We start from the raw sequence: 12319 nt of genomic DNA on the forward strand, positions 1-12319 counted from the left end.
TTCTGTGATGCCTTTTAATTCGCCATTGGTGACAGGCAGCGTAGCGGTGAGAGCGTTGGTAATTAATTGTCCGTCCAGGGCCTCGATTACCTTTGTCTGCAGTGTAGTAGCAGCGCTATCGTTAACGGGTATACGAAGATCAGCCGCCTTTATTTTCTCACATACAAAATTATTAACCGGCACTGAAGGGATGGCATCGATGAGTGTATGGCCGTTCTCCGCTACTTTTATGCCGCGGATATATGTTGCAAGAATGTTAAAGTTTTGGAGGTCATCTACTACAATAAAATCTGCCGGATCATTTTCCTTCAATAGTCCATTATCGAGTTTATAATGGAGTACCGGGTTGATGCAGGCGGCCTGTAATACCTTAAAAAGATCAATACCGTGTGCCATGGCGCGTTTCACCAGCAGGTTAATGTGTCCTTCTTCCAGGTTGTCGGGATGTTTATCATCGCTGCAGAACATGATTTTCGCGGTATGATCCTGCAGCAGCGGATACAGTGCTTCAAAGTTTTTGGCGGCGCTCCCTTCCCGGATGAGAATGTGCATACCGTGTTGCAATTTATCCAGTGCTTCTTCTATTGTAAAACATTCATGATCGGTGCTGATACCTGCTGCGATATATTCGCGGGCAGCTTCGCCACGAAGGCCGGGAGCATGGCCATCTACGGGCTTATTCGCTTTTTTTGCGGCCGCTATTTTGGCCAGTACCTCCGGGTCTTTATGCAGTACGCCCGGGAAATTCATCATTTCTGTAAGGTATTTGATATCATCGCGCTGCAGCAGGGCTTCCACATCCGCGACGCTGACAGTAGCGCCGGCGGTTTCAAAAACGGTGGCCGGTACGCAGGAAGGCGCGCCGAAGTTAAACCGGAAGGGCACTTTTTTACCATTCTCCAGCATATATTCCACCCCTTGTATGCCCATTACATTGGCTATTTCATGAGGATCGCTCACTGTGGCAATAGTGCCGTGAACGACCGCCAGGCGCGCAAATTCAGAAGGTATGAGCATAGAGCTTTCTATGTGTACATGCGCGTCTGTAAAGCCGGGCAGCAGGTAGTTCGGGTATTGGTGGTTGTTGCGTTCAATTCTGCGGATATAGCCTTCTTCTATATGAAGCGTGGCCGGATATATTTCCTGTTGCAGTATATCAACCAGGTTGCCTGAAATCTGGAATGTATTCATGCTGTAAATCTAAGGAATAGGTCTCATTTTCAAGCGTGGCGTGTTTTTTGGAAAGATGCACGGGAGATGTTTTTTGGTTATCTTTATTTGCTTAAAAAAGCCATCAAAAATTCTTTTATGACAAGAATGAAATTTTTCACGCTGTTAGCAGCTCTTTTAATAGCTGGCGCAGCTACCTATGCACAAACTGTAGATGACATCATAGCAAAGAATATTGTCGCCATGGGGGGACAATCAAAGCTGAAAGAGATTAAATCGCAGTACGTTGAAGGAAACATGGAAGTGCAGGGCATGACCGTGCCTATCAGAAGATGGGTGAAGCAGGATGAAGCCATGCGCTTAGAGTTTACGGTACAGGGAACAGACAACATCCAGGTAGTAACACGTAGCAATGGATGGAGTTTGATGCCGGTGATGGCGCAAACGCAGCCGCAGGACATGGATCCGCAGATGCAAAAACTGATGCAAAGCCAGCTGGACGTAAGGGGAGAGTTATATGAATACAAAGCCAAGGGCAAAAAAATAGAGTTGCTGGGGAAGGATTCCGTAAACGGGTCTCCGGCCTATAAGCTGAAAATCACCTCTGCAGATGGTTTGACAGGCACTGCTTACCTGGATACCAAAACTTATTTACTGGTGAAAGCTACTAATAAAGTGAACATCCAGGGACAGGATATGGAAGTGGTAACAACGCTGTCTGATTATAAGAAAACGCCCGATGGGCTGACTTATCCGGGTACTACCGAACAAAGTCCGGGTGGTGTGAAAATCAATATTGTGAAGATAGAAACCAATCAGCCGGTGGCCGATAGTTTATTTACGAAACCACAATAGTAATATTCCTTATTCAGATCAGCTGGTGCTGGTCACCGGCTGATCTGAATAGCGATATTATTTATAGAGTGCGCTCATTGCCTTGGCTTCTTCTGCCATTTTTTTTGCCAGGTGTGCCGGCTGCAGCACTTTTACCTGGGCGCCATAACTGAGGAGGGTCATGGTGAGTTCAGGATTAATAACAACGTTAAGGGATATACGGCATTCTTTGCTGTTATCTTCCACTACTTTCTGAGAAGCGTGAATAGGCTGTGATTTCACATATTTACCCTGCCGGGGCACGAAACTCAGCAGTACATTTTCGGGTTCTCCGTCGTGTACCGTGATGCCAATAGCATGTTGAAAATAGCTGGCATCATCAAAATTCTTTTCATCAAAATGTTTCATGGTAGGCCAGAGTTTTACGACCCTGTCCAGCGCAAATGTAACTACAGCACCACCGCGGGTTTGCTGACTTTTTCCGATGAGGTAAAAGCGGTGTTGATACTCGCGCAGGTGATAAGGCTCTACCCAGTGTTCCTTGGGTTCATCCCGGTCAAAGCTTTGATAGGCAATACGGATGACTTCCAGGTTTTTGATAGCATCTACTATTTCCGGAATATGCTCTGCTCCTTTGTATTGAGCGGTGCGGGTAAACTTGATCAGCCCTTTATGCTGCAGGGCTTCGCGATTCATTTTGAGGCTGGCGGCTATTTTCAAAATGGCATCTTCAAACTGCTGTACCACAGGTAAACTGCGGAACTGCTCCAGTATGCCGATCGCTATTTCCAATCCCTGTAAATCAGCTTCTTCAATAGGCGAATTGCCGATAGAAAAACTATCGTCCGAATAGCGGTAGGTACCACTACTGCGGTCGTACACAATAGGCGCCATATAATTCAGTTCCGGGTCCTGGCGCATGTCCTGAATGTCTTTCTGGATGGTACGGACAGATATGCCGGTTCCCATTTTATCAGATACGTACTCTATCAGGTTTTCCAGGGTAGGTTTGGGCTTCTGCTTGTTGCGCAGGCGCTCGTCAATCCAACGGTAGCGCGACACCGCGTCTTTGTTCTTTGGCAAAAGATAAAATTTAGATAATAAAAATACGCAATTCCCGCTTTTGCAAACAGGATTAAAAAAATTATAGCGAAAAGATCACTACGCAAATTCTTTGCGTGCAGCGCGGTTAGATTTGTATTGTTATTAAAACGGGATGGTTATGAATACAGTAAATACAACAGCCATTACGCAGATGCAGGCTATTTCAATTGGACAGATCATCATGGATGATTCTAATTACCTGACGCTCTGGGGACAGGTGCTACATGATAATAGGTGGTATCCGTGTGATTTTGTAACTACTTATGAAGTAATGAATACCATGCTTCGTTTCAGCCAGGATAAGCATGATGCGGTGCAGATGACGATTGTGAAAAAGCTGGAAGATATGTGCCGGGTGCCGGATATTATCGATCTGGAAGCGGAACTGGGCAGCAGTGTTGTTTTTGATAACCTTACTTTTTATATGAGACGTCCCTGCCTGCAGCAGGACGATAACTGGGAGGCTTATGCGGACGAGGAGTGTTATTATATAGAAAGGGTGGTTCAACTGCCTGTTGTACCCACTTTGCCCCCCGCAGCCCGTCATGATGCCAATGATGTGCAGGAAAGAATGGAGTACTGTATCCAGTTGCTTCACGACGCCTATAACCTATACCTTGGATTTATTGAGATAGAACTCGGGGATGAAGCTGCCCGAATAAAGGCCGGACTGGAAGATGATAACAAATTCAGTATGGCTTACTATGCCTGGCAGCTACATACCTCAAATACCTAAACCCCTGTCATCCATATTTTTATCTATTGTATGAACCCTTTTTATCTGTTGAATTAAACCCCTTGTTTGTCCGTTTGAATTAACCCTGTTGAACATTGTTTGTTAACCCCAATTCCCTCGCCCAGGAAAAAATATCAATTAAATTGAGAAAAAAATCCCTTAAAGTCTATAAATTTTGTAGGAAAATGCTATTTTTGGTCAATTAAATCGTGAAACTATGAGTTTAAGACTGGGAGATGTTGCTCCTAATTTCAAAGCCAATACCACTTTAGGGGAAATAGATTTTTACGATTTCCTCGGTGAGGGCTGGGGTATATTGTTTTCCCACCCGGCAGATTTTACCCCGGTATGTACTACTGAATTAGGTAAAACGGCTTTATTAGGGGAAGAATTTGCAAAACGCAACACTAAAGTACTGGCTGTCAGCGTAGATCCATTAGATAAACACCTGAGCTGGATAAATGATATTAACGAAACACAACAGTGTGACGTAACTTTTCCTATTATTGCAGATGAGAATAAAACAGTAGCTAATTTGTATGATATGATTCATCCAAATGCTTCTGAAACTTTTACAGTAAGATCCTTGTTTATCATAGGACCAGACAAAAAAGTAAAACTCATCATCACTTATCCGGCCTCTACCGGCAGAAACTTCGTAGAAGTACTGCGTGTACTGGATTCTCTGCAGCTCACAGCTAAATATAGTGTAGCTACTCCGGCAGACTGGAAAGATGGTGAAGATGTAATCGTAACGGCAGCAGTGCCTACTGCAGATATTCCTGCACGTTTTCCGAAAGGCCATAAAATCATTAAGCCTTACCTGAGAACAACACCGCAGCCCAACAAATAATACCAAAAAGAAGCCGCTAGGCTCTTCTAATAAAGATTTTTTAATGGTTGGTTTTTGATTTTTACGAAACGGGGATTTCTCCCCGTTTTTTTTATGCCCCCTCCCGATCCCCTCCCCAGGTAACAGTTTGTTAATGTACACTTAACACCCAGGTAATAAATAAATAAATTCTGGCCGCTAGTTTTGCTGAAAAATACATTCAATCCATTTTTATGGAATATCATTTACTATCTGATAAGCAGCTACTGGAGGAATGTACCAAAGATAATATCAGCGCATTTAATGTCTTATTTGACCGGTATTTCGGAAGACTCTATACCTACGCGCTTGGCTATGTCCGGGATGAATATTTTGCGGAAGAGGCCACAATGGACCTTATGATGTGGGTATGGGAGAAAAGACACACTTTACAGATAGAAGGTGAGTTTAAACCCTATATCTTTAGAGCCGCTAAAAACGCCACCATCAAGGCCATCCGCAAAAAAGCCTTATCAATTACTCCCATAGAATTTATTGAGAATAACCTTTCTTTTGTAGCTACTGCCGCAGACCATGAACTGCATAGCCGGGAGCTGGAAGAAAAATATCTCTCGGATCTTGACCTGCTGAGTCCTCAACGTAAAATAGTATTTAAAATGAGCAGGGAAGGCGACCGCTCTCACGCTGAAATAGCCAATGATCTTAATATATCTGTTAACACCGTTAAGAACCATATCAAGTTTTCCCTGAATCATTTCAGGAAGCAGCTCAATAACCACGGCGATACCGCTCTGACGATTATTATCAGCCTGTCGCTGCTTTTTCTCCATTCCTGAAGCATGCTGCATCCGGATCTATCCCCCCTCTGTTACGCGAAAGTTATCTTTCTATTTTTTCTTTCAAACCGAATAGCCCTCCGTCTCTTTTTTTGTCCCTATTGAATTAACGGGAACCTTTTGCGGCCTGTTAAATAAGAATGGCACCACTAAATCGGGAATTAATCCAAAAGTTTTTAAATGGCAAGTGTACTGCTGAAGAGGAGAAGCTTGTAAACCTGTTTCTAAAAGATCCGGCATCTGAAAAGTTGTTGGATGAAATGCTGTCTGCAAATACGGCTGAAGATTGGCAGGTATTTGAGCATAGCCAGGCTACTCATCCCCGTCAGGAGGAATTAAAAGCGTCTGTTCATAAGAGAATAGAAGCGTTGACTGTACCTGTCAGAAAAATGCGAAAAAATTGGGCGCCGATACGAAATGCTGCTATCTGGATAGGCCTCATCCTCACAGGATTGAGTGTTTTTACGATCAGTTATTTTGGTAATAAAAAAAGCCAGCTGGCTTTTGTAGAATGCAGCAATCCCAACGGACAGCGATCAAAAATAATTCTTCCAGACAGTACTGTGGTTTATCTGGGAGCAGGGAGCCATTTGAAGTATCCCGGGAATTTTGCTAAAGAAAAGAGAGACATCTATCTCTATGGGGAAGCTTTTTTTGAAGTAAGCAAAAAAACACAGCAGCCTTTTATGGTTCATACCGCTGACGTACAAACAATGGTATTGGGGACCTCTTTTAAAATAGAAGCTTTTAAAAATAAGCCTTTACTCGTGGAAGTCGCCACTGGAAAGGTAAGGGTAGACCAAATCGGTAGCAACTTTTCCCGGCCGCTCGCAGTTTTAATACCCGGAGAAAAAGTAATGTTTTATCAAGGAGCGGTTAAAAAAGAAAATGTTGATCCGGAGGAAGTAAAGGATCTGAAAGAAGCACGATTAACATTCAATAATGTATCACTCTATGACATCGCCGATGCATTACAGCGCTGGTACAACGTTAGGATCAGGTTTAAAAAACCTGCAAAATCAGCAGAAAGAATGACGCTGACATTGGATGCCGGCGTTTCAATAGACAAAGTATTGAACGTACTGGGAACAGCGGGACATTTTAACCATGAATTGAAAAATGGAGAAATCATTATTCACTAACAATTAAAATATAAGTAACCCGCCAATCTTATTAAAGGCCGCCGCATTTGATACCGTTATACCACATGCCTGCCAACGCTACGTGGTAAAGTGATAAAAGATAACAAACTATTCCGGCTGAAACCGGGCTAACTACTAATACACAGATTAATGCAAAAAGGATTACATCCCACAATCAAGTTTATGATGAGATGTTCATATATGCTTTTAATTGCCCAGTTTACCTTTATTGGTGTGCTGCTCGCCGGAAACGCCAGCAGTCAGGATCTCGACAAGATAATTGCTATTAAACTGGATCACGCCAGTGTAAAAGAAAGCCTGTTAAACATCCAGGCGAAAAGTGGAATACGGTTCGTGCTGCCGGAAAAATTAATGACAGGGCTGGAGCGAAAAATTACCCTCGCTAATGATCATTCAACAGTGAAATTTTTAATTGAAAAAGTATTGGAATCAACAAACCTCTGCTATAAAGTAGTAGAGGGATACGTGGTCATTGATACGAAACCTGTTCCACAAGATCCGGGTAAATTATCCGGCAGGGTAGTCGACGAGAAAGGTGCGCCTTTACCGGGCGCAACTATCAGGGTGCTCGAAACAGGTGAAGCTGTGCAAAGTGATGCTAGTGGCAACTATACGCTACGTCTTGCGCCAGGTAATTATACAGTGGAAGTAAGCTACATCTCTTTCCGGCGCCAGCAATCAACCAATGTCGTTGTCAAAGAAAGTAAAAGTACTTCACTTGATTTCTCCATGCAGCTGGCTGATAATAAACTTACAGAAGTAGTAGTAAGCTATGGTAAACAAAAAAGCCGGGAGATCACCGGTTCCATCGCCACTGTTGACGCCTCCTCTCTGCAGGATATGCCGGTAGGGCAGTTTGCGCAACAGTTGCAGGGAAAAGTAGCAGGTGTTCAGATCTCCCAAACCAGCGGCCAGCCGGGGCGGGGCATGGGATTTATCATCCGTGGAGCTGCCTCTTTTTACTCGAGTAATCAGCCTCTTTTTGTGATTGATGGTAACCCAATTACGGGAAGCATCAATAACATCAATCCGGCAGAAATAGAAAGTTATACTTTCCTTAAAGATGCATCTGCCACCGCATTGTATGGTTCCAGAGCGGCAAATGGAGTAGTACTGATTACTACCAAACACGCAAAACCAGGAGAGGCAAAAATTGAATTCTCGAGCTACTATGGCGTGCAGAAAATTCCTACCGGAAAATTGCCGGAAATGATGACTGCAAGAGAGTTTGCCTCCTTTATGAAAGAACGTGCTGAAGATGGATTGAAATATGAACCCGGTTATACCGTTTCTGCCGACTATCACGCTGCCTATGATAACCCGGAACAGTACGGAGAAGGAACTAACTGGTTTAAGCTATTGACGAGAACAGCACCCATTCAGAGTTATGATCTCACTGTACGAACAGCGCGCGAACATTCTTCCTCTACAGTGATAGCCGGCTACCAGGAACAACAGGGGGTATTAATCAATACCGGTACCAGGTTATATTCGATGCGCTTTAACCAGGATTTCACTTCCGAAAACAATAAACTTAAAATAGGTTTTAACCTGGCGCCCAGTTACCGGATGGATCATAATAACCGGTTGAACAGTGATGGAGTAGGAGGATATTTTGAAAGATTCTTTGAGGCGAGTCCACTGGTAAGTCCGTACAATCCGGATGGGACATATACCCGCAACGTTTCTTCTCCGGGTATGGTGGCCTATATCAATCCGCTGGCCACTTACGAATTAACCAATGATGATTATAAAACAACCCGCATTCTTGGTAACATTTACCTGAACTACGAGGTGTTGCCGGGATTAAGTATCAAAACAAATGTTGCGGCAGATAAGGGCGCAGAAACCCGTAAATATTTTCAGTCGGGTTTGGTGACTGGCACGCAGGGACAAACTACCGGCACCAGTTCCGCTGTAGACAATGGTTCATGGACCGCAGAAGGAAATCTGGTGTATAATAAAACCTTCTTAAAAGACCATAATATAGAAGCATTGGTAGGCTATTCCGCACAGGAATTTTCCAGCTATAGCAATAACTTAACGGGATTAGGTTTTACCAGCGATGATATTGAATACCTTAATGCTGCTACCAGCGTTACCGGTGGTAGTGGAGCAGGATCTTATTCATTGCTGTCCACCATAGGTCGTCTGAATTATAACTATAAATCCAGGTATCTTTTGTCAGCAGCACTGCGGCGCGATGGCTCTTCGAAATTTGGTATGAATACACAGTGGGGCAGCTTTCCATCCGTATCCGCAGGCTGGATTGTGAGTGACGAATCATTTATGAAAAATGTGAAAGGAATTAATTTCCTTAAGCTGCGGGCGAGTTACGGAATTACCGGTAATAACTTTTTTGCTGGGAACTATGATCCACAGGCCACTATAGGAACTTATTACTACAATTTTAATAACGAAGTTACGCAGGGACAAACCATCAACCGCTTGCCCAATAAAGATTTGAGATGGGAACGTAATAAGCAGTTTGATATTGGTCTTGAAGTGAGCTTGTTAGATAATCGCCTCAGCTTTACCTACGATTATTATCGAAAACTGACTGATGGGCTCATACAACAGCGTTCCATACCTACTTCATCCGGGTTTAACCAGATCATTTTTAATGTGGGCGAACTTAAAATGTGGGGACATGAATTTACGGTGAGTTCCAAAAATCTGACAGGGCAGCTGAAATGGAATACCAATCTGGCTTTATCTTTCGACCGGAACCTGATTACCAACCTGGTAGATCCGGGTTATATCAGAAGAAATGTAACCACCAGTTCAGATTATTTCCGCCAGCAGGTAGGACATCATCTGGGTGAGTTTTACGGTTTTGTTTTTGAAGGATTATATAAAGATGCTGCCGACCTGGCCAACTCTGCCAGGTATTTAAGTAGCCCTGCCAAACCAAACGGCAACTCTGACATTGGTACAATAAAAGTAAAAGACATCAATGGTGATGGCGTAATTGATGATGTGAACGACCGTACATTTATCGGTGATCCTACACCAACATTTACCGGAGGCATCGTTAACAGCTTTAAGTATAAGCATTTTGATCTGGCGATTGACATGACCTTCTCCGTTGGAGGAAAGATCCTGAATGCCGCTAAATGGGCTTATCAAACCAATATGGACGGTTCCAGACTACCACTGGCAGCAGCGGCTGACCGCTGGCGTTCAGAAGAGAATCCGGGATCTGGCATTTACCCGCGTACTAAGTCAGGTACCACTGCCATGGGACGACAGGTAAATAGCCAATGGATAGAGAACGGCTCTTACCTGAGCGCCAAAAATATCACACTTGGATATACGGTACCGTTAAAAAATGCGATGATAAAAAACCTGCGGGTTTTTGCATCTGTCCAACAAGCCTTTGTGCTGACAGGCTATTCAGGTATGAATCCGGAAATAAATGTGGGCGGAGCTGATCCTACACTAGGTGTTGGGGTAGATGAAAATGCATATCCCATACCAAGAACTTTTTCTCTTGGATTCTCTACCACATTTAAATAATCCTTTAACGCTGAGAAAATATGAAAAAGATATATAGCCTGATTGCCATACTATGCCTGATGGCAACCTCCTGCAGCAAAGATTTTATTAACAAAGCACCGGAAGATTCCTACACGGACGATGTATTTTATAAAACGGAGCAGCAATTCAAATCAGCGGTAGTAGCCGCCTATGCACCGCTCCGCGATGTGCTGTTGAACGATTATTTTACTTCTGAGATGCACTCCGATAACACGATCTATCAGGCTATTCCGGGTAATAGAGGAACTTCTATTGTGGAGCGTGAAAACATTTCAGACTTTACCAATACGTCTACAAATGCGTATGTGGCAGCCACCTGGCAGCATAGTTATACAGGAATTTCCCGTTGTAATATCGTTATCGAAAGACTGAAAAGCGCAGACCTCACCGCAGCTGTGAAGGCGAGTCTTGACGGGCAGGCTAAGTTTCTAAGGGCGCTGAATTACTTTAAACTCGTGCGTTTGTATGGCGGCGTTCCACTGTTTATAAAAGAAGTAACTACAGCAGAAGAAGCATTTAAAGCGCGCTCGTCTGAAGAGGAAGTTTACGCTCAGATTATTGCGGATGCACAGGCCGCCATCGCAGAATTGGCGGCGCCAGTAAAGTTCCCACAAACCGGAGAAGCCACCAAAGGCGCTGCTACCATGCTGTTGGCAGAAGTATATGCCGTGCAAAGGAAATGGGCAGAGGCAGAAAAACTGTTGAATAGTATGCTGACCATGGGCTATGACCTGAATGCAAACTATGCAGATGCATTTATGCCAACGAATAAAAATAGCAAAGAGTCAGTTTTTGAAATTCAGTTTCTTGGGGGTACCCTAACGGGAGCTACTCCTAATGCGCTTTCTTTTCATTTTTTGCCGAGAAGTAAGGATACAAAAGTGCTGACAGGCATTTCAATTGATAACACCAGCACAGGCGGATGGAATACGCCTGCCGATGATTTGATCAATGACTTTGAAATTGGTGATAAGCGTTTGGACGCATCTATCGGAATAGCAGAAGGTACTTATGATGCCAGCAGGTATTTTAATTATGCTGCTGCCAAAAGTATTATCAACTATGTACCAGCAACGGGAAAAATTGGCGTGCCCTATATTAAAAAGTACCTGCATGCCCCATTGGCAGCGCCTACCGGCTCCGGTGATGATTTCCCCATTTATCGGTTTTCGGACGCACTGCTTTTACTGGCGGAAGCTTTAAATGAACAAGGCAAATCATCAGATGCATTAGCACCTTTGAACCGGGTGAGAAGGAGAGCCGGATTGGCCGATTTCATTAATACAGATCCTGGTGCATTACGCACAGCTATCTTTCATGAACGCAGAGTGGAACTGGCATTTGAAAATCATCGCTGGACCGATCTGCTCAGAAGCGGCAAAGCTTTAACGGTGATCAACGCTTTTGGGATGAAGATCAGGGAACAACTCCCTTACCTATCTTCAGATGCCTACGTGATTGATCAGCATCACCTGCTGTTTCCTATACCACAAAATGAGATCGGACTCAATCCAAAGATCATTCAAAACCCCGGTTACTTTTAACCGTTTGCAGGAAAGAATTTTATGATGATGAAGTTATATAAAGAAAGTTTTAAGAAAGGCGCTTGCTTTTTTTTAAGCACCTTGCTTTTGGCCACAAGTAGCTACACAATTGCCGGTGGGCCTGGGCCCAAGGAAGAAGTTGAGTTTTCAATTGTTGTCATCCCGGATACTCAATATTACACGGCGGAAAAAAATGGTGGGAGGAAGGAAATGTTTACCGCACAAACGGAATGGATCGCCAAAAATGCTGTAAAGGAAAATATCAGGTACGTGGTTCATCTGGGAGATATCTCTGATGATGGCGAGAAGTTTCCGCAACAATGGGTAAACGCTGCTGCGGCTATGTATATACTGGAAAAACCACAGCCTGGATATCCACAAGGCATTCCCTACGGCATGGCGGTGGGAAATCATGATCAGACCAAAAGCCAGTATCCGCTGAGTGGCAAAACAACAGAATATAACAAATACTTCGGCATCGAACATTTTAAAGGCAAAAGCTGGTATGGCGGGCATTACAAAGATGATAACGATAGTCATTATGATCTGTTTGAAGCCGG

The 12319-nt window shown here is 43.8% G+C and carries 10 protein-coding genes; 8 read left to right on the forward strand and 2 right to left on the reverse strand.

Annotation, left to right across the window (positions count from 1 at the left end; genetic code table 11):
- Positions 1-1191: amidohydrolase family protein (locus VIP81_RS07865; RefSeq protein WP_331958134.1), on the reverse strand; the 1191-nt coding region annotated here is incomplete at its 3' end.
- Positions 1192-1308: 117 nt separating this feature from the next.
- Between VIP81_RS07865 and VIP81_RS07870 the strand changes: the two genes are divergently transcribed.
- The gene (locus tag VIP81_RS07870) at positions 1309-2025 is read left to right on the forward strand and encodes a hypothetical protein (protein ID WP_331958135.1); all 717 of its coding nucleotides are present in this window, start codon (positions 1309-1311) and stop codon (positions 2023-2025) included.
- Positions 2026-2082: 57 nt separating this feature from the next.
- On the opposite strand, the gene VIP81_RS07875 is transcribed toward VIP81_RS07870, so the two are convergent.
- Positions 2083-3087 (reverse strand): WYL domain-containing protein, encoded by a 1005-nt coding sequence (locus VIP81_RS07875; RefSeq protein ID WP_331958137.1) that lies wholly within the window; start codon positions 3085-3087, stop codon positions 2083-2085.
- 139 nt (positions 3088-3226) lie between these two features.
- Here VIP81_RS07875 and VIP81_RS07880 point away from each other — a divergent pair, with 139 nt between their 5' ends.
- The 7 genes from VIP81_RS07880 to VIP81_RS07910 all read left to right on the forward strand — a co-directional run.
- Entirely contained in the window at positions 3227-3844 is a 618-nt protein-coding gene (locus VIP81_RS07880; protein ID WP_331958139.1) for a hypothetical protein, read from the forward strand.
- A 217-nt stretch (positions 3845-4061) separates the two neighbouring features.
- Positions 4062-4697 (forward strand): peroxiredoxin, encoded by a 636-nt coding sequence (locus VIP81_RS07885; RefSeq protein ID WP_331958141.1) that lies wholly within the window; start codon positions 4062-4064, stop codon positions 4695-4697.
- 212 nt (positions 4698-4909) lie between these two features.
- A complete protein-coding gene (locus VIP81_RS07890) occupies positions 4910-5512 on the forward strand; it encodes an RNA polymerase sigma-70 factor (protein WP_331958143.1) in 603 nt (200 codons plus the stop codon).
- 140 nt (positions 5513-5652) lie between these two features.
- Positions 5653-6654, forward strand: coding sequence for a FecR family protein (locus tag VIP81_RS07895; protein WP_331958145.1), 1002 nt, complete (start codon positions 5653-5655; stop codon positions 6652-6654).
- 183 nt (positions 6655-6837) lie between these two features.
- Entirely contained in the window at positions 6838-10194 is a 3357-nt protein-coding gene (locus VIP81_RS07900) for a TonB-dependent receptor (RefSeq protein WP_331958147.1), read from the forward strand.
- Between the two features lie 20 nt (positions 10195-10214).
- The gene (locus tag VIP81_RS07905) at positions 10215-11759 is read left to right on the forward strand and encodes a RagB/SusD family nutrient uptake outer membrane protein (protein WP_331958149.1); all 1545 of its coding nucleotides are present in this window, start codon (positions 10215-10217) and stop codon (positions 11757-11759) included.
- Positions 11760-11786: 27 nt separating this feature from the next.
- Positions 11787-12319, forward strand: a 533-nt coding sequence (locus VIP81_RS07910; protein ID WP_331958151.1) for a metallophosphoesterase, incomplete at its 3' end; no start/stop codon positions are given.

The sequence above is a fragment of the Chitinophaga sp. genome, from assembly GCF_036566945.1.
Lineage (GTDB): Bacteria > Bacteroidota > Bacteroidia > Chitinophagales > Chitinophagaceae > Chitinophaga.